Origin of the sequence: Streptomyces sp. NPDC049040, assembly GCF_043197715.1 — a bacterium.
In the GTDB taxonomy this organism is placed as follows: domain Bacteria; phylum Actinomycetota; class Actinomycetes; order Streptomycetales; family Streptomycetaceae; genus Actinacidiphila.
This window is the reverse complement of sequence record NZ_JBICTO010000003.1, coordinates 426,839-445,514: the sequence shown is the minus strand read 5'-3', so window position 1 is coordinate 445,514 and position 18,676 is coordinate 426,839. Positions and strand designations below refer to the sequence as shown.

The 18,676-nt window shown below is 72.0% G+C and carries 15 protein-coding genes; 10 read left to right on the top strand and 5 right to left on the bottom strand.

The features are described from left to right. Nucleotides 1-52: 52 nt before the first annotated feature. On the bottom strand, nucleotides 53-1,717 hold the full coding sequence (locus ACGFMP_RS11130; protein ID WP_393671801.1) for an APC family permease: 1,665 nt from the start codon (nucleotides 1,715-1,717) through the stop codon (nucleotides 53-55). Between the two features lie 115 nt (nucleotides 1,718-1,832). Next, nucleotides 1,833-2,681 (bottom strand): response regulator, encoded by an 849-nt coding sequence (locus ACGFMP_RS11125; RefSeq protein ID WP_393671800.1) that lies wholly within the window; start codon nucleotides 2,679-2,681, stop codon nucleotides 1,833-1,835. Nucleotides 2,682-2,819: 138 nt separating this feature from the next. Here ACGFMP_RS11125 and ACGFMP_RS11120 point away from each other — a divergent pair, with 138 nt between their 5' ends. The 3 genes from ACGFMP_RS11120 to thrS all read left to right on the top strand — a co-directional run bounded on the left by ACGFMP_RS11120 (nucleotide 2,820) and on the right by thrS (nucleotide 7,853). Then, complete coding sequence (locus ACGFMP_RS11120; protein WP_393671799.1) at nucleotides 2,820-4,445, top strand: ATP-binding protein; 1,626 nt, start codon at nucleotides 2,820-2,822, stop codon at nucleotides 4,443-4,445. After that, nucleotides 4,442-5,689, top strand: coding sequence for a PP2C family protein-serine/threonine phosphatase (locus ACGFMP_RS11115; protein WP_393671798.1), 1,248 nt, complete (start codon nucleotides 4,442-4,444; stop codon nucleotides 5,687-5,689). The genes ACGFMP_RS11120 and ACGFMP_RS11115 overlap by 4 nt, the downstream gene beginning before the upstream one ends. Nucleotides 5,690-5,870: 181 nt before the next feature. Further along, a complete protein-coding gene (thrS, locus tag ACGFMP_RS11110) occupies nucleotides 5,871-7,853 on the top strand; it encodes a threonine--tRNA ligase (protein WP_393671797.1) in 1,983 nt (660 codons plus the stop codon). Between the two features lie 30 nt (nucleotides 7,854-7,883). Here the strand turns inward: thrS and ACGFMP_RS11105 are convergent, their stop codons facing one another. Further along, a complete protein-coding gene (locus ACGFMP_RS11105) occupies nucleotides 7,884-8,546 on the bottom strand; it encodes a potassium channel family protein (RefSeq protein ID WP_393671796.1) in 663 nt (220 codons plus the stop codon). 66 nt (nucleotides 8,547-8,612) lie between these two features. On the opposite strand from ACGFMP_RS11105, the gene ACGFMP_RS11100 reads away from it, so the two are divergent. Beyond that, the gene (locus ACGFMP_RS11100) at nucleotides 8,613-9,170 is read left to right on the top strand and encodes an HIT family protein (RefSeq protein WP_393671795.1); all 558 of its coding nucleotides are present in this window, start codon (nucleotides 8,613-8,615) and stop codon (nucleotides 9,168-9,170) included. 99 nt (nucleotides 9,171-9,269) lie between these two features. On the opposite strand, the gene ACGFMP_RS11095 is transcribed toward ACGFMP_RS11100, so the two are convergent. Then, a complete protein-coding gene (locus ACGFMP_RS11095; RefSeq protein WP_393671794.1) occupies nucleotides 9,270-10,919 on the bottom strand; it encodes a hypothetical protein in 1,650 nt (549 codons plus the stop codon). Nucleotides 10,920-11,081: 162 nt separating this feature from the next. Further along, nucleotides 11,082-13,325 (bottom strand): elongation factor G-like protein EF-G2, encoded by a 2,244-nt coding sequence (locus tag ACGFMP_RS11090; RefSeq protein WP_393672142.1) that lies wholly within the window; start codon nucleotides 13,323-13,325, stop codon nucleotides 11,082-11,084. Between the two features lie 282 nt (nucleotides 13,326-13,607). Between ACGFMP_RS11090 and pgsA the strand changes: the two genes are divergently transcribed. The 6 genes from pgsA (at nucleotide 13,608) to pdxT (ending at nucleotide 18,625) form a co-directional block, all read left to right on the top strand. Further along, entirely contained in the window at nucleotides 13,608-14,267 is a 660-nt protein-coding gene (gene pgsA, locus ACGFMP_RS11085) for a phosphatidylinositol phosphate synthase (protein WP_393671793.1), read from the top strand. Then, nucleotides 14,264-15,235 carry a phosphatidylinositol mannoside acyltransferase gene (locus ACGFMP_RS11080; RefSeq protein ID WP_393671792.1) on the top strand — a complete coding sequence of 324 codons (972 nt, stop codon included), beginning with the start codon at nucleotides 14,264-14,266 and terminating at the stop codon, nucleotides 15,233-15,235. Before pgsA ends, ACGFMP_RS11080 begins: the two co-directional genes overlap by 4 nt. Then, nucleotides 15,232-16,392, top strand: a complete 1,161-nt coding sequence (locus ACGFMP_RS11075) for a glycosyltransferase family 4 protein (RefSeq protein WP_393671791.1) — start codon at nucleotides 15,232-15,234, stop codon at nucleotides 16,390-16,392. Before ACGFMP_RS11080 ends, ACGFMP_RS11075 begins: the two co-directional genes overlap by 4 nt. 2 nt (nucleotides 16,393-16,394) lie before the next feature. Further along, nucleotides 16,395-16,952, top strand: coding sequence for a hypothetical protein (locus tag ACGFMP_RS11070; protein ID WP_393671790.1), 558 nt, complete (start codon nucleotides 16,395-16,397; stop codon nucleotides 16,950-16,952). A gap of 164 nt (nucleotides 16,953-17,116) precedes the next feature. Continuing rightward, nucleotides 17,117-18,028, top strand: a complete 912-nt coding sequence (gene pdxS, locus ACGFMP_RS11065; protein ID WP_073499859.1) for a pyridoxal 5'-phosphate synthase lyase subunit PdxS — start codon at nucleotides 17,117-17,119, stop codon at nucleotides 18,026-18,028. Between the two features lie 6 nt (nucleotides 18,029-18,034). Next, nucleotides 18,035-18,625, top strand: a complete 591-nt coding sequence (pdxT, locus tag ACGFMP_RS11060) for a pyridoxal 5'-phosphate synthase glutaminase subunit PdxT (RefSeq protein WP_393671789.1) — start codon at nucleotides 18,035-18,037, stop codon at nucleotides 18,623-18,625. The last annotated feature ends 51 nt before the right edge of the window (nucleotides 18,626-18,676 follow it).

The following is an 18,676-nucleotide window of genomic DNA, read 5'->3' as shown; positions in this document are numbered from 1 at the left end:
CCGCGCCCCGTGCGGGGCGGCCCCTGCGCCGTTCACGGGCGGCTGCGGGGTGTCAGACGGCCTCCGTCTCCGACTCCGCCGCGGCCTGCTCGATATGGGCGCGTACCCGCTGCTCCGGCAGCCGGGAGCGCAGGGCCAGCAGGTAGACCACCGCGGCCAGCGCGAGGTTGACCACGAAGCCCCAGCCGAGGCCGATCCAGCCGCGGCCGCCGTCGTAGTCGCCGGCCCAGCTGGCCAGGGCCAGCCCGCCGAGCCAGGGCAGCACCCAGGTCGCGCCCGCCTTCCAGTCCAGCTGCGGGCTCGTGCCCCTGGCGGTCAGTTCGAGGACCGCGAGCAGGACGAATCCGATGCCGATGGTCGCGAACAGCTTCCAGTTGGTGTTCCAGCCCGCCCAGTAGACGATCAGGTTCGCCGAGTACAGCCCGAGGAAGGGGATCACGTCGCCGCCGGGCACCCGGAACGGCCGCTCGTGGTCGGGCATCTGGCGGCGCATCGCGGCCAGCACCACCGGTCCCGAGCCGAAGGACAGCACCGTGGCCGAGGTGATGAAGCCGACGAGCTGCTGCCAGCTGGGGAAGGGCAGGAAGACCACGAGGCCGAGCACGAAGGTCACCACCAGGCTGACCAGCGGCGCACCCTTCGGGGTGGTCTTCGACAGGACCCGGGGCGCGTTCCCGTTGCGCGCCATGGCGTAGGAGATGCGGGCGGTGACCGTCGTGTAGACCAGGCCGGTGTCGGCCGGGGAGATCACCGCGTCGACGTAGAGCAGGTACGCGAGCCAGCCGAGGCCGATGGCACTGGAGATGGCCGCGAGCGGGCCGAAGTCGTCGGTGAACTCCAGGTTCAGCCAGCCGCCGGAGGACGCCAGGTCGTGTCCTGGCACCGCCCCGAGGAAGGCGACCTCCAGCAGGATGTAGATCGCCGCGGTGAGCAGCACCGAGCCGATGATCGCGAACGGCACGTTCCGCCGCGGGTTGTCCGTCTCGCCCGCCAGCTCCACCGCCTGCCGGAAGCCGAGGAAGGAGAAGGTGATGCCGGCCGTCGAGATGGCGGTGAACACGCCCTTGGCGCCGCCGGGTGCGAAGCCCCCGTACTGCTTGGCGCCGAAGTTGTGGCCGTGGAAGGCGGTGAAGAGGAAGGCCGCGATCACCAGCAGGATGATCGCCAGCTTCCACCACACCAGCACGTTGTTGACGCGCGCGAACCAGCGGATGCCGAAGTAGTTCAGTGTGACGAAGAACGCCATCGCCACCACCGCGACCGCGTACCCCAGGCCGGTCAGTGTGTACGCCCCCGACGCGTGGTGGTCGGTGAAGTGCGCCCACCGGGTGGCGTACTGGAGTGCGCCCTCCACCTCGATCGGTGCCACGGTGGCCGCGGCCACCCAGGTGATCCATCCCATGGTGTAGCTGGCGAAAGAGCCGAACGACAGGTGCGGGAATCGCACCACCCCGCCGGACACCGGGAACATCGTCCCCAGTTCGGCGAAGCACAGGCCTATCAGCAGGATCATCACCGCCGCGATGGCCCAGGAGAAGACCGACGCGGGGCCGGCGATCTTCGCCGCGTTGAGCGCGCCGAACAGCCAGCCGGAGCCGATGATCGACCCGACGCCCGCGAACAGCAGGCTCACCAGGCCCATGTCCCTGCGCAGCTTGGGCGGTCCCTCCGGCGGGCCGTCCGAGGACCTCTCCCTGGGTCCGGAAACCGTGGTCATGCGCGCCGCCCCTTCCGCCGTGCCGCAGGCCGCGGGCCTCACGGCCCGTGACCGCCTTCACTTGGGCGGCCTGCCCGGAGATCGGCAGGACATGCTCAGGGGCGGCGGACGCGTGTCACTCCTGGACGGGGATGGTCGCCGTCTCCAGGAAGAACTGGTCGATGCTGCGCACCGACTGGAGGAAGTCGTCGAGATTGACCGGTTTGGTCACATATGCGTTGGCGTGCCGCTGGTAGGCCGCGCTCACGTCGTCCGGAGTCGCCGATGTGGTGAGCACCACAACAGGGATGGTGCACAGGTCGGCGTCCTCCTTGAGCACCGCGAGCAGTTCCCGGCCGTTCATCCGCGGCATGTTGAGGTCGAGCACGATGAGGTCGGGACGCGGCTGCTCGGCGTCCCGCAGGTACTCCAGCGCCTCGATGCCGTCGTCGGCCCGGCCGATGGCGCGGGCCACGCCGCCTTCGGTGAGGGCCTCCTCGATCAGCAGGGCGTCGGCGGGGTCGTCCTCGACGAGGAGCACGTTGTACGCGCGTCGGGGGGCGAGGGCATTCACAGCGGTGCTCCTGGTGTTCTGGTCGGGGATCGGGCGGGATGAGGGCTGCGCGGTGAAGACCAGGCCCGGCCAGCGCCGCCGGGCCCCCTGTCGGGTGATTCCCCAGGCCCGTCCGAGATCGGGGTAGCCCGCGCCGCCGAGTGCGGCGGCCGAGGCGGCCTCCGCGGCGCGTTTCTCGGCCGCGTGCAGGATGTAGGACAGTGCCTGGAGCCGGGCCAGCGCTTTGGCGGGCCCTCCGTGCGGCGCTCTCGTACCCGGTGCCGCGATGCCGTGTCCCGCCCTGGTGGCAGGGCTGTCATCGCCGTACAGCGCCTCGGTGGCAAGCCGGTCCGCGAGATCCTCCACTGCCCTTTCGGCGAGTGAGACGAGCTCGTTGTGGCCGAGATGGAGGACGGGCAGCTTGCCGGGCACACCAGGACTATAGGCAGGCGCCCGATCGCCTGACAACCAGAGTTGTCTTACGGATACGATGGCGCCGCCGCTGACCGCTGTGGGTCGTCGCCGGGCACGTCCCGCGACTCGGCAGGCGATGTACGAGGGGTGAGGCGGATGACGGTGACGACCGAGGAACGTGCAGGACAGAGCGACGCCGGGCAGCAGGAGCCGCGGGCGGAGACCCGGCCGACGGACCGGTGGACCACCAAGCGCTGGCTGTCGACGGGTGCGGCCGTGGCGCTGGCGCTGCTGCTGGTGCTGGGAGTCGCCGGCGGCTGGGCGCTGAACCGCGCCTCCGGGCTGTCGGCCACGGTGACCGACAGGGACACCCCCGCGCTGATCGCGGCGGTCCGGCTGGAAGCCGCCCTGACCGACCAGGAGACCGGTGTCCGCGGCTACGGGCTGACCGGCCAGACCACCTTCCTCGCCCCGTACCGCGCCGGCGTCGACAGCCAGCGCGCGTACACCGACCAGGTGCGGTCGCTGGTGGGTGGCAACAAGACGGCCATCGCGAACCTGGACGCCGTCACCGAGCGGGCGAAGGCCTGGCAGCAGTTGATCGCCCTTCCGGTCTCCGCGGCGCCGCCCGGCGCCCCCGTGGCCCTGGCCGCGCAGCGCGCGGACGAGGGCAAGCGCGCCTTCGACAGCGTGCGCAGCGCGACCAGGACCCTCCAGCAGACGCTCGCGAGCCACCGCGACCACACGCGCCACGAGCTGAGCGTGGCGGGACAGCTCCGCGACCGGCTGTTCCTGCTGATCGCGGCGGTGATCCTGGCCCTGACCGTGGCGGTCTTCGTCGGGCTGCGCCGCGGTGTCACCCGGCCCCTCGAACAGCTTTCCGCGGACGCCCGCATGGTCGCCGACGGTTCCTTCGAGCATCCGGTGGGCCTGACAGGACCGGCCGACCTGCGCCGGCTCGCCGCCGACGTGGAACTGATGCGCGGCCGGCTGGCCCATGAACTCGCCTTCACCGACACGGCGCGGCAGCAGCTGGCCGAGCAGGCCACCGAGCTGCGCCGGTCCAACGAGGAGCTGGAGCAGTTCGCCTACGTCGCCTCGCACGACCTCCAGGAGCCGCTGCGGAAGGTCGCGAGCTTCTGCCAGCTGCTGCAGCGCCGCTACGCCGACCAGCTCGACGACCGCGCGGGGCAGTACATCGGCTACGCCGTCGACGGCGCGAACCGCATGCAGACCCTGATCAACGACCTGCTGTCCTTCTCCCGGGTGGGCCGGCTGCACACCGAGACCTCCGCGGTGGACCTGGAGGCGCTGTTCACCAGGACAGCGGACGCGCTGAGCATCGCCATCGAGGAATCGGGCACGGAGCTGAGCCACGACCCGCTGCCCGAGGTGACGGGGGACCCGACACAGCTGGGCGTGCTGATGCAGAATCTGCTGTCGAACGCGGTCAAGTTCCGCAGTCCCGAGCGCCCGGCGCAGGTCAAGGTCACGGCCGGCTACCAGGACGACGGCATGTGGCACTTCGCGGTCACCGACAACGGCATCGGGATCAACAAGGAGTTCGCAGAGCAGGTCTTCGTCATCTTCCAGCGGCTGCACACCCGCGAGACCTATCCCGGAAACGGCATCGGCCTGGCGCTGTGCAAGAAGATCGTCGAGTTCCACGGCGGAGCCATCGCCGTCGACACCGACCACCGCCCCGGTACGCGCGTCACCTTCACCCTGCCGGGACCCGCACCGGTCCCGGTTCCCGTCGCAGCTGAGAAGAGCCAGGAGTGACGCAGGCAGAACCCGGTACGGCCACGGTGCCGGCCGGCGGCAGGTTCCGAATCCTGCTGATCGAGGATGACCCGGGCGACGCCCTGCTGGTCGAGGAGTATCTCGCCGACTCCACGCTGGACGTCGACATGACCTGGGTGCAGAACCTCGCCGACGGACTGGCCGCGGCGGCCCGCAGCACCCCGGACTGCGTGCTGCTCGACCTGCACCTGCCCGACGCCATGGGCATCGGCGCGGTGAGCCGGATGCAGGCCGCGTCGCCCGCCGCGGCCGTCATCGTGCTGACCGGACTCGCCGAGGACCGGGCGGGGCCCGAGGCCGTCGCCTCCGGCGCCCAGGACTACCTGGTCAAGGGGTCGGTCAGCGGCGAGCTGCTGGACCGCGCGGTCCGCTACGCCGTCCACCGCAAGCAGGCCGAGCACACCGCCGCCGAGCTGCGCGTCAACCAGCAGCGCGCGCAGGAGAACCAGCGCCTGGAGCGCGGGCTGCTGCCGGTGCCGATGCTCTCCGCGAACGCGCCCGTCGCTCCGACCTCGTGCTACCTGCCCGGCCGCCAGGGCGCGCTGCTCGGCGGGGACTTCCTGGACGTCGTGGAGACCGCGGACGGCACCGTCCACGCCGTCATCGGCGACGTCAGCGGCCACGGGCCCGACGAGGCCGCGATCGGGGTGTGCCTGCGCATCGCCTGGCGCACGTTGATACTCGGCGGCCACAGGGACGCGGAACTCCTCGGCCTGATGGAGCGGATCCTGGTCGCGGAGCGCACCTACTCCGCGATGTTCGCCACCGTCGCGACGCTGTCCATCGACCCGGCGGTCGGCTGCGCCGACGTCACGCTCGCCGGGCACGACGCCCCGCTGCTGATCGAGAACGGGCTCGCCGCCTCCGTCGAGGCGCGGCCGGGCATAGCGCTCGGCCTGCTTCCCGGCGCCGACGACTGGTCCACCACCAGGGTCAAGCTCCCGCAGGCAGGGGCGCTATTGCTGCACACCGACGGCCTGATCGAGGGCCATGCGGGCCACGGCAACGAGCGGCTCGGGACGGAGGGCCTGATCCGGGTGATCGAGACCGCACCGGCCCCGCGCGACCAGGAGCTGATCGACCACCTCACCGCGGTCACCCGCCGCCTCGACAGCGGGCGCCACCTCGACGACGTCGCCGTGCTCCTGCTGAGCTGGGGCTCCGCCGGCGGCGGGCCGGGCGGCCGGTCCCAGGAGCGCGTCCCGCTGCCCAGGCCCAGCTGAGGACCGCGGCACCGCAGGTCGCGGGAGGGTCCCCGGGCCCCGGCGGCGGGGCGGCCCGCCGCCGGGTTTTCCACAGGCCCGGCCGCGGGCTTCGCGGGGAGCTCTCCCGGCTCGGTACGATTCAACGGTGCGGCGAGCGCTCGCCGCACGGTCCCGTACGACCTCAGTCAGGAGCAGACCGGTGTCAGACCTCCGTGTGATCATCAAACGCGATTCCGCCGAACCGGAAGAGCGGACGGTCACGACGGGCACGACCGCGGCCGAGCTGTTCCAGGGGGAGCGTTCGGTGATCGCCGCCCGTGTCGGCGGCGAGCTCAAGGACCTCGCGTATGCCGTGGCCGAGGGCGACCAGGTCGAGCCGGTGGACATCACCAGCGAGGACGGGCTGAACATCCTGCGGCACTCCACCGCCCACGTCATGGCGCAGGCCGTGCAGGAGCTGCACCCCGACGCGAAGCTCGGCATCGGCCCGCCGGTCAAGGACGGCTTCTACTACGACTTCGACGTCGACAAGCCCTTCCACCCCGATGACCTCAAGGCCATCGAGAAGAAGATGCAGGAGATCCAGAAGCGCGGCCAGCGCTTCTCCCGCCGGGTCGTCACCGAGGACGAGGCCCGCCAGGAGCTGGCCGACGAGCCGTACAAGCTGGAGCTGATCGGCCTCAAGGGGTCCTCCGCGGCCGGTGAGGACGGCGCCGACGTCGAGGTGGGCGCCGGTGAGCTGACCATCTACGACAATCTGGACGCGAAGACCGGCGAGCTGTGCTGGAAGGACCTGTGCCGCGGCCCGCACCTGCCCAGCACCCGGAACATCCCGGCGTTCAAGCTGATGCGCAATGCGGCGGCCTACTGGCGCGGCAGCGAGAAGAATCCGATGCTCCAGCGCATCTACGGCACCGCGTGGCCCACCAAGGAAGAGCTCAAGGCGCACCTGGACTTCCTCGAGGAGGCCGCCAAGCGCGACCACCGCAAGCTCGGCTCCGAGCTCGACCTGTTCTCCATCCCCGAGCAGATCGGCTCGGGCCTCGCGGTCTTCCACCCCAGGGGCGGCATCGTCCGCCGGGTGATGGAGGACTACTCGCGCCGCAGGCACGAGGAGGAGGGGTACGAGTTCGTCTACACCCCGCACGCCACCAAGGGCACGCTGTTCGAGATCTCCGGGCACCTGGACTGGTACGCCGACGGCATGTACCCGCCCATGCAGCTGGACGAGGGCACGGACTACTACCTCAAGCCCATGAACTGCCCGATGCACAACCTGATCTTCGACGCGCGCGGCCGCTCCTACCGGGAGCTGCCGATGCGGCTCTTCGAGTTCGGCACGGTCTACCGCTACGAGAAGTCCGGCGTGGTGCACGGCCTGACCCGCGCCCGCGGCTTCACCCAGGACGACGCGCACATCTACTGCACCAGGGAGCAGATGGCCGACGAGCTGGACTCGACGCTGACCTTCGTGCTCAACCTGCTGCGGGACTACGGACTCACCGACTTCTACCTCGAACTGTCCACCAAGGACCCGGAGAAGTACGTCGGCTCGGACGAGGCGTGGGCGGAGGCCACCGAGACCCTGCGCGGGGTCGCCGAGAAGCAGGGCCTCCCGCTGGTCCCCGACCCGGGCGGCGCCGCCTTCTACGGGCCGAAGATCTCCGTCCAGACCAGGGACGCCATCGGCCGCAGCTGGCAGATGTCGACCATCCAGCTGGACTTCAACCTTCCCGAGCGCTTCGACCTCGAATACACCGCGCCCGACGGCTCCCGGCAGCGCCCCGTCATGATCCACCGGGCGCTGTTCGGCTCGATCGAGCGCTTCTTCGCGGTGCTGCTCGAGCACTACGCGGGCGCCTTCCCCGCGTGGCTGGCCCCGGTGCAGGCGGTCGGCATCCCGATCGGTGACGCCCATGTGCCGTATCTCCAGGAGTTCGCAGGAGAGGCGAAGCGCAAGGGGCTGCGGGTCGAGGTGGACGCGTCCTCTGACCGTATGCAGAAGAAGATCCGCACGCACCAGAAGCTGAAGGTGCCGTTCATGATCATCGTCGGCGACGAGGACATGACCAACGGCACGGTCTCCTTCCGCTACCGCGACGGCACCCAGGAGAACGGCATCCCCCGCGACCAGGCGCTGGCCAAGCTGGTCGACGTGGTGGAGCGCCGGGTCCAGGTCTGACCGCAGGCACAGGACAGCTGCCCCCTGGCCTCAGCGGCCAGGGGGCAGCTCGCCCTCGCGGGCGAAGACCTGGTAGAGCCAGGAGGAGAAGGAGCCGGTCACCGCGCCCAGCAGCGCCAGGCCCATCAGCATCAGGAAGGCCGCGATCACCCGGCCCGCCGGTGTGACCGGGGTGACGTCCCCGTAGCCGACCGTGGTCAGCGTCTCGCAGGTCCACCACACCGCGTCGCCGAAGGTGACGATGGTGGCCCCGGGGGCGTCCCGCTCCTGCTGGTAGACCGCCAGCGCCCCGGAGAAGCCGATCAGCAGCGCCGTCATGCCCGCGTAGGCGATCACCCGCCCGTAGAGGGTCATCCGCGGCTGCTCGTGGCGCCGCTGCATCACCTGGTAGATCTGCACCGCCCGCAGCGGTCGCAGCAGCGGGAGCAGCAGCACGACCGTGTCCAGCAGGTGGCTGACGACGTAGCGCGGGCCGAAGCGCCGGCCGCTGAGGCGCAGCCGCGCCGCGTAGTCCACGGCGAAGACCGCCCAGGCGAAGCCGATCACCGCCAGCAGCGCGGTGTGCGCGGCCGGCGGCAGGCCGGGGGCGAGCACATGGACCGCGTAGGCGCCGAGGAAGAGCAGGCCCATGAGGAACAGCGGGATCTCGCTGCGGTTCTCCCACCGGGCCAGCCGCCCGCCGTCGTCGTCCATCCGGCCAGGATCCCGGTACCTGCCCGGCAGCGGGCCCGGCGACACGCGCCGCGGGGGCGAAGTCCTATGCTGATCGGCATGACGAGTGAGCCGCAGCAGGGGCAGGGAGCGGGGGTACCGGACGCGTTCCAGCGGCTGTGGACCCCGCACCGTATGGCGTACATCCAGGGCGAGAACAAGCCCACGGGCCCCGGCGCCGGCGACGGGTGTCCCTTCTGCCAGATCCCGGCCGAGTCCGACGAGGACGGCCTGGTCATCAGCCGCGGCGAGCACGTCTACGTGGTGCTGAACCTGTACCCGTACAACAGCGGCCACCTGATGGTGGTCCCGTACCGGCACGTCGCGGACTACACAGAACTCGACGCGGCGGAGACGGTGGAGCTGGCCGAGCTGACCAAGCGGGCGATGACCGCGCTGCGGGCGGCCTCCGCGGCGCAGGGCTTCAACATCGGGATGAACCAGGGGGCGGTGGCCGGCGCCGGGATCGCCGCGCACCTGCACCAGCACGTGGTGCCGCGCTGGGGCGGCGACGTGAACTTCATGCCGGTGGTCGGGCACACCAAGGTGCTGCCCCAACTGCTCGCCGACACCCGCAAGATGCTCGCGGAGGCCTGGCCGCGCTAGTGCGTGCGCGGCGCCGCGAGCCGGTCGATCCGCCGGTCCCGGCGCCGGCCGTAGGCACGGCCCCGGTGGTCGTCCCCGGGGCCGCCGCCGGTGGGGCGCTCACGCGTCGTACGCGTCGGCCTTCTTGGGCTCGGCGCCCTGGACGAGCCCGCTGAGCAGCAGCGAGCGGTTGGTGAAGTGCGAGGTGTCCACGCCGTTCTCCGCCATGACCTGGATCGCGGCGGAGTGCACCGCCCGCAGCACCGGGGTCGCCGTGCGCAGCGCGTCGTCGGCCATGAAGCGGTGCTGCCAGGGCTTGTCGACCCAGGTGTGCCGCAGCCCGAACGGCTCGGGCAGCGTCAGGGTGCCGCCGAAGTGGTCCAGGATCGGCGGGAACCAGGTCAGCGGCGCCCGGGCGGCGAGCCTGACGACCTCGCCTGAGTCGATCAGCGGCAGCTGCACGGTCCTGGTCTCCCAGAACTTCACCGGCTTGCTGACCGTCTTCTCCTTGGCCGGCGGCCCGTCGGTGAACAGCGAGTTGATCGGGCCGAGCGCGTGCGCGGTGACGTCGACCCGCAGGGTGTGCGCGAGCACCGTGACGGTGACCATGAGCGTGATGACCAGGTTGCCCTCCCAGAGGGTGAACTGGATGCCCAGGTAGTGCCGGTTGCCCTTGCCGAACTGCTGGGTGTTGCAGATCCGCTGGATCTCGAAGTCCTTGACGGAGAAGGCGTCGACCTCGGGTCCCGTGGGGCGGACGATCTTCTTGGCGCCCTCGCCTATCGGCGCCACCACCCAGTGCCGTATCGACGGCTTGGTGAAGCCGCCGGTGTGCAGCGGTCCGCGCTCCAGCATGCGCAGCTTGTCGTGGATCGCACGGATCACGTCCCAGCTGCGGAAGGGGTTGATGTCGGTGATGCCCTCGGCCGGGATCAGCTCCTCCGCCATGTGCCAGCTGCCCCAGCGGGTGCCCATGCCGAGTATTCCCTTGGGGCCCGCGTAGAAGACCACATTGCTGCTCTGCTCGGCCGACAGCTTCGCCAGCGACTGCCGCAGCGTCTCCGCCCGCAGCTGGTTGGGGTTGCGGGGGACCGCCTCGGGGATCTTGGCGCCGACCGCGGTTCCGGCCACCAGGCCGCCCCACCGGTCGCGCAGGTCCTTCGCGGTGCGCTCGCAGATCCGCTTGGCCCAATACCAGCCGATGACCGGGGCGATCATCATCACCCGGAAGTACTGCTGCCAGAAGCCGGAGAAGGGCGGCCTGATCGCGAACAGCACCGCGAGCACCGCCATGACGGCGAGGACGGCGCCGCCCAGTGCCCCGTAGCGGTTGCCGCCCGCCTTGAGGGTGGCGAGCGACCTGCGCAGCTGGAAGGCGCCGAGCCAGAGCAGCACACCGGGCAGGAAGAGCAGCCCGAAGGCGGCCATGAGGGCGGTCAGCCGGGTGTCGCGCTCCTGCCGGATGCGGTTGGCGGCGAGGCAGTGCTCGACGACCGTCTGCGGTTCGACGCCGAAGGACTGGACGAGCTCCTTGCGGGCTCCGCCGAGCATCCGGACCTGGACCGCGCGGGAGAAGGCCTCGCCGAGGTTCGGCTCGAACAGCGAGAGCCGGGGCGCCTTGACCGACGCGTCGTCGTTGATGTCGACCAGTGCCTTGACCGGGGAGTCGCGGTAGGCCGCGGACGCCAGGGCCTGTGTCGCGCCCGTCTCGCCGTCGGTGCCCGTCAGCGGGATCTGCGCTCCCGGGCTGAAATCGAACCCGTCCGTCACCGAAGCCCCCCAGTCCCGCCGTTACGCCCGCCAGCACGCGGCTCCGACCGGCCCATTCCCCGCCGGAGCACGCATCACACGTTCGGAGCAGTCACCAGATTAGCGGCGCGACGGCCCGCGGTGTGCCCGCGAGCCGCCGAACGGCCGGTTGCCGTCAGGTCATCAGGCCCGCGCCGCCTCCTCCTGCTGCCGCATCCTGGCCGCCAGCGCGGCGGGCATCGGCTCATGTCTGGCGTAGTGCCGGCTGAAACGCCCGGTGCCGTGCGACAGCGAGCGCAGATCGACCGCGTAGCGCCCGATCTCGATCTCCGGGACGTCCGCGCGCACCACCGTGCGCCCCGGGCCCGCGGGTTCCGTGCCGAGGACCCGGCCGCGGCGGCCCGACAGGTCGCTCATCACCGGGCCCACATACGCGTCGGGCACCGTCACCCCCACCTCGGCGACCGGTTCCAGCAGATGGATGCGGCAGGCGGCGGCCGCCTCGCGCAGCGCCAGCGCACCCGCGGTCTGGAAGGCCGCGTCCGAGGAGTCGACCGAGTGCGCCTTCCCGTCGGACAGCGTCACCCTGATGTCCACCACGGGGAAGCCCAGCACGACCCCGCGGGCGGCCTGGGCGCGCACGCCCTTCTCCACCGATGGGATGAACTGCCGCGGCACCGCACCGCCGATGACCTTGTCCACGAACTCGACGCCCGAACCCACCGGCAGCGGCTCCACCTCGATGTCGCAGATCGCGAACTGCCCATGTCCGCCCGACTGCTTGACGTGCCGCCCGCGCGCGGCGGCCGCCTCGCCGAAAGTCTCGCGCAGCGACACCCGGTACGGCACCGCGTCGACCTGCACGCCGTAACGGGTCCGCAGGCGTTCCAGGGCCACGTCCGCGTGCGCCTCGCCCAGGCACCACAGTACGACCTGACGGGTCGCCGGGTTCTGCTCGAGACGCATCGTCGGGTCCTCGGCGACCAGCCGGGACAGGCCCTGGGACAGCTTGTCCTCGTCGGCCTTGCTGTGCGCCTCGATCGCGATGGGCAGCAGCGGGTCGGGCATCTGCCACGGCTCCATCAGCAGCGGCCGGTCCTTGCCCGAGAGGGTGTCGCCGGTCTCGGCGCGGCTCAGTTTCGCCACGCACACCAGGTCGCCCGCCACCGCGGACGGCACCGGGCGCTGGTGCTTGCCGAACGGCGAGGACAGCGCCCCGACCCGTTCGTCCACGTCGTGGTCCTCGTGCCCGCGGTCCTCCATGCCGTGCCCCGAGACGTGCACGGTGTCGTCGGGGCGCAGCGTGCCGGAGAAGACCCGCACCAGGCTGATCCGCCCCACGTACGGGTCGGAGGAGGTCTTCACCACCTCCGCGGCCAGCGGCCCCTCCGGGTCGCAGGACAGCGTCGTGCGCCCGCCGTCCAGGGTGGTGACCGGCGGCACCGCCCGCTCCAGCGGGGTGGGGAAGCCCCCGGTGATCAGTTCGAGCAGCTCCACGGTGCCGATGCCCTGCCGGGCGCCGTCGGCGGCGGGGGCCGCGGCCAGCACCGGGTGGAAGGTGCCGCGGGCGACGGCCCGTTCCAGATCGGTGACCAGCGTGGCGACGTCGATGTCCGCACCGGCGAGGTAGCGGTCCATCAGCGTCTCGTCCTCGCTCTCGGCGATGATCCCCTCGATCAGCCGGTTGCGCGCCTCGGTGAGCAGCGGCAGCAGCTCGGGGCCGGGCTCGTGCTCGACCCGTTCGCCCGAGGAGTAGTCGTGCACCCGCTGCGACAGCAGCCCGGCCAGACCGGTGACGGGGGCGTGGCCGTCCGGCCCCTCGGGGCCGTGCACCGGCAGGTGGAGCGGCAGCACCGCGTCGGGGTCGTCGCCGCCCAGCTCGCGGGCGAACTGCGCCGCGGTCTCCTCGAAGCCGGCCCGCGCCGACTCCAGGTGCGTGACGACCACCGCCCGCGGCATGCCGACCGCGGCGCACTCGTCCCACACGATGCGGGTCGCGCCGCCGATGCCCTCGCCGTCCTGCGCGGCCGAGACCACGAAGAGGGCCGCGTCCGCCGCGCGCAGACCGGCCCGCAGTTCCCCGACGAAATCGGCGTAGCCGGGGGTGTCCAGCACATTGATCTTGATGCCGCCCCACTCGACCGGCACCAGTGTCAGCTGCACCGAGCGCTGCTGCCGCTGCTCCATCTCGTCGTGGTCGGAGACCGAGCCGCCGTCCTCGACCCGGCCCGCCCTGTTCACCGCGCCGGTGGTCAGCGCCAGCGCCTCCACCAGCGTCGTCTTCCCTGCTCCGCTGTGGCCGACCAGCACCACATTGCGCACCTTCTCGGGGCGGTCGGCCGTCGGTGCCCTTCCGGCGGCCCCTGGTTGTCCGTCTCTCCTGTCGGCTGCACCCACGTGCACTCGCCTCCCGGGTCCTGCCCGCATGGGGTCCGCGCCCTCGTCGGGGGCGCGCGCCAGGGACGCCACGGGAGACCGCGTACAGGCGAGGCGGCCTCGACGACGCCCGCGGTCTTTCGACCTTCCCACGACCGTCAGGTCGCGTCCATACGTCGTACCGCGGGCGGACGGCCCGGTCTGCTGTTCGGGCGCCCGCGGCGGCCAGGGCGATGCCTCGCGCGGCGACCGTGCGGCGGCTGGCTACGATGGGCCATCCGGCGGCGGCCCCGAGGCCGCCGCGATCACATCCTCCGACCCGTCGGGAAGGCCATGCTGAACAAGTACGCGCGTGCGTTCTTCACGCGTGTTCTCACGCCGTTCGCCGCGTTTCTGCTGCGCAAGGGGGTCAGCCCGGACACGGTGACCCTGATCGGCACCGCGGGAGTGATGGCAGGTGCGCTGGTCTTCTACCCCAGGGGCGAGTTCTTCTGGGGCACCGTCGTCATCACCCTGTTCGTGTTCTCCGACCTGGTCGACGGCAACATGGCCCGGCAGGCCGGCGTCTCCAGCCGCTGGGGCGCGTTCCTCGACTCGACCCTCGACCGCGTCGCCGACGCCGGGATCTTCGCCGGCCTCGCCATGTGGTACGCGGGCAAGGGCGACAACCTCGCGCTGTGCGCGGTGACCATCTTCTGCCTGGCCAGCGGCCAGGTCGTGTCGTACACCAAGGCGCGCGGCGAGGCGATCGGCCTGCCGGTCGACGTCAACGGCCTGGTCGAGCGGGCCGAGCGGCTGGTGATCACCCTGACGCTGTGCGGCTTCTCCGGGCTGCACAAGTTCGGTGTGCCCGGCATCCAGTACCTGCTGCCGATCGCCCTGTGGGCGGTCGCGGCCGGCAGCCTGGTCACCCTCATCCAGCGGGTGGTGACCGTACGCCGGGAGTCCGCGGAGGCGGACGCGGCGCTGGCCGACCAGGGGAGCAACGTGTGAACGGTGGGGGCACCTCCCGGACCACCGGGCTCAAGGAGAGCCTGATCGACGGGCTCTACGGGGCCGGCTGGGGCGCGGTCAAGACGCTGCCGGAACCCGCGGCCAGAGCCCTCGGCCGCACCGTCGCCGACGCGGCCTGGCGGCGGCGCGGCAAGGGCGTGCTGCGCCTGGAGTCCAACCTGGCCCGGGTGGTGCCGGACGCGGACGAGGCGCGGCTGCGCGAGCTGTCCAGGGCCGGCATGCGCTCCTACCTGCGGTACTGGATGGAGTCCTTCCGGCTGCCCGCCTGGAGCAAGGACCGGGTCCGCGGCGGCTTCGACCCGGCCGACGTGCACTACCTGACCGGCGGCCTCGCGGCCGGCAGCGGGGTGATCCTGGCGCTGCCGCACATGGCCAACTGGGACCTCGCGGGGGCCTGGGTCACCACCAAGCTGGAGACCCCGTTCGCCACCGTCGCCGAACGCCTCAAGCCCGAGACGCTCTACGACCGCTTCGTCGCCTACCGCGAGGGCCTCGGCATGGAGGTGCTGCCCCACAACGGCGGCAGCGCCTTCGGCACCCTGGCCCGCCGGCTGCGCGACGGCGGCCTGGTCTGCCTGGTCGCCGACCGCGACCTGTCCTCGTCAGGCGTCGAGGTGGACTTCTTCGGCGAGAAGACCCGCATGCCCGCGGGACCCGCGCTGCTCGCCCAGCAGACCGGCGCGCTGCTGCTGCCGGTCACGCTCTGGTACGACGACTCCCCGGTGATGCAGGGCAGGGTGCACCCCCCGGTCGCCGTCCCGGAAAGCGGCGACCGCGCGCACCGCACCGCGGTGATGACCCAGGCACTCGCCGACGCGTACGCCTCCGGGATCGCCGAGCACCCGCAGGACTGGCACATGCTGCAACGGCTCTGGCTCGCCGACCTGGCCCCGGCGGCAGGCGCGGGCCCTGCGCCGGCGGCCGGCGGCGGAACGGGGAAAGCGTGAGGATCGGGATCGTCTGCCCGTACTCCTGGGACGTCCCCGGCGGCGTCCAGTTCCACATCAGGGACCTCGCCGAGCACCTGATCGCGCTCGGCCACCACGTCTCCGTCCTGGCGCCCGCCGACGACGAGACCCCGCTGCCGCCCTACGTGGTCTCGGCCGGGCGCGCGGTCCCCGTGCCCTACAACGGCTCGGTGGCCCGGCTGAACTTCGGCTTCCTGTCCGCGGCCCGGGTCAGGCGCTGGCTGCACGACGGCGGCTTCGACGTCGTCCACATCCACGAGCCCACCTCACCCTCGCTCGGACTGCTCGCCTGCTGGGCCGCCCAGGGCCCGATCGTGGCCACCTTCCACACCTCCAACCCGCGCTCGCGGGCGATGATCGCCGCCTATCCGATCCTCCAGCCCGCGCTGGAGAAGATCAGGGCGCGCATCGCGGTCAGCGAGTACGCCAGGCGCACCCTGGTCGAGCACCTGGGCGGCGACGCGGTCGTCATCCCCAACGGCGTCGACGTCGATTTCTTCGCCGGAGCCGAGCCGCGCCCGCAGTGGCAGGGCGACACCATCGGCTTCATGGGCCGCATCGACGAGCCCCGCAAGGGCCTGCCGGTGCTGATGCGGGCCCTGCCGGCGATCCTCGCCGAGCGCCCGCAGACCCGGCTGCTGGTCGCGGGCCGCGGCGACGCCGAGGAGGCCGTCGCCACGCTGCCCGAGCAGATGCGCGGCCGGGTGGAGTTCCTCGGCATGGTCAGCGACGAGGACAAGGCCCGGCTGCTGCGCAGCGTCGACCTGTACGTGGCGCCCAACACCGGCGGCGAGTCCTTCGGGATCATCCTGGTCGAGGCGATGTCGGCCGGTGCGCCCGTGCTGGCCAGCGACCTGGACGCCTTCGCGCAGGTGCTCGCCCAGGGCGAGGCGGGCGAGCTGTTCGCCAACGAGGACGCCGACGCGCTGGCCGCCGCCGCCCTGCGGCTGCTCGCCGACCCCGAGCGCCGCAGCGGCCTGAGCGCCAGGGGCAGCGCGCACGTACGGCGCTTCGACTGGTCGTCCGTCGGTGCGGACATCCTGTCGGTCTACGAGACCGTCGCCGACGGCGCCGCGCACGTGGCCGCCGACGAACGCACCAGGCTGCGCGGCTTCTTCGGCCCCGCACGCCGGTAGCCTTGCCGCCCGTGACCACCATCATCTGGGTCGCGGTGGCGCTCGTCGCCGTCGGCCTGTACCTGAGCTGGACCGCGGGGCGCCTGGACCGGCTGCACGCCCGTATCGACGCGGCACGCGCCGCCCTGGACGCCCAGCTGCTGCGCCGGGCTTCGGTCGCCCAGGAGCTGGCGACCGCGGGGGTGCTCGACCCGGCCGCGTCGATCGTGCTGTACGAGTCCGCGCACGCCGCCCGGCAGGCGGAGCCCGAGCAGCGGGAGGTGGCGGAGAGCGAGCTGAGCCAGGCGCTGCGGGCGGTCTTCCCCGACCATGAGGCGGTCGGCGAGGTCAGCGGGGCGCCCGGGGGGACCGCGGCGATCGGCGAGCTGACCCAGGCGGTGCGGCGGGTGCCGATGGCCAGGCGCTTCCACAACGACGCGGTCCGCGCCGCACGCGCGGTCCGCGAGCACCGGGTGGTGCGCTGGCTGCGGCTGGCCGGGCACGCGCCCTTCCCACTGGCCTTCGAGATGGACGACGAACCGCCGATGCCGCTGACCACCGAGGGCGCGGGCGCGCGCTGACGGACGCGCCGGCCGGCCGCGCGCACCGCGCGAAACCGGACACCGGCGGGAGCCACCCGCGGCGAATTGGCTCTTTTCCGCCACCCGCCGGCATCCGACCATGGCAGTGGCCCTGGTGGTAAGCCGGGGCAACCAGTGCCGTTTCCCCAGCGAGTGAGGTCACCGTGTCCACCACACCGTCCACCGCCAGCAGCCCCGAGACCGGCACCGCGCGCGTCAAGCGCGGCATGGCCGAGCAGCTCAAGGGCGGCGTGATCATGGACGTCGTCACACCGGAGCAGGCCAGGATCGCCGAGGACGCCGGGGCCGTCGCCGTCATGGCGCTGGAGCGGGTCCCCGCCGACATCCGCAAGCACGGCGGCGTGGCCCGGATGTCCGACCCCGACATGATCGACGGCATCATCGCCGCCGTGTCCATCCCGGTGATGGCCAAGTCCAGGATCGGCCACGTCGTCGAGGCCCAAGTGCTCCAGGCGCTCGGCGTCGACTACATCGACGAGTCCGAGGTGCTGACCCCGGCCGACGAGGTGAACCACTCCGACAAGTGGGCCTTCACCACCCCCTTCGTCTGCGGCGCCACCAACCTCGGCGAGGCACTGCGCCGGATCGCCGAGGGCGCGGCGATGATCCGCTCCAAGGGCGAGGCCGGCACCGGCAACGTCGTGGAGGCGGTCCGCCACCTGCGCCAGATCAAGGGCGAGATCGCCCGCCTCAAGGGCCTGGACAACAACGAGCTGTACGCCGCCGCCAAGGACCTGCGCGCCCCCTACGAGCTGGTCAAGGAGGTCGCCGAGCTGGGCAAGCTGCCCGTCGTGCTGTTCTCCGCCGGCGGTGTCGCCACCCCCGCGGACGCCGCGCTGATGCGCCAGCTCGGTGCCGAGGGCGTCTTCGTCGGCTCCGGCATCTTCAAGTCCGGCGACCCGGCCAAGCGCGCCGCGGCCATCGTCCGCGCCACCACCTTCTTCGACGACCCGAAGGTCATCGCGGACGCCTCCCGCAACCTGGGCGAGGCCATGGTCGGCATCAACATCGACACCCTCCCCGAATCCGAGCACTACGCCAACCGCGGCTGGTAAGCACCCATGAGCCGTCCCACCATCGGCGTGCTCGCCCTCCAGGGCGACGTGCGCGAACACCTCACGGCGCTGGCCGCGGCGGACGCCGCGGCCGGCCCGGTCCGCAGGCCCGAGGAGCTGGCGGCGCTCGACGGCCTGGTCATACCCGGCGGTGAGTCCACCACCATCTCCAAGCTGGCCGTGCTCTTCGGGGTGATGGAGCCGCTGCGGGCCGCCATACGCGCCGGGCTGCCGGTCTACGGCAGCTGCGCCGGGCTGATCATGCTCGCCGACAAGATCCTCGACCCGCGCTCGGGGCAGGAGACCTTCGGCGGTATCGACATGATCGTGCGCCGCAACGCCTTCGGGCGGCAGAACGAGTCCTTCGAGGCGTCCGTCGAGGTGGCGGGCGTCGAGGGCGGCCCCGTCGAGGGCGTCTTCATCAGGGCGCCCTGGGTCGAGTCGGTCGGCGCGCAGGCCCGGGTGCTCGCCGAGTACGGCGGCCACATCGTCGCCGTCCGGCAGGGCAACGTGATGGCCACGTCCTTCCATCCCGAGCTGACCGGCGACCACCGGGTGCATGAACTCTTCGTGGCCGCCGTGCGCGCCGCGGGCTGATCGGATCCCGGTAGGATCGTTGGCGCGACGAAGAACAGCACTGGGTGACGC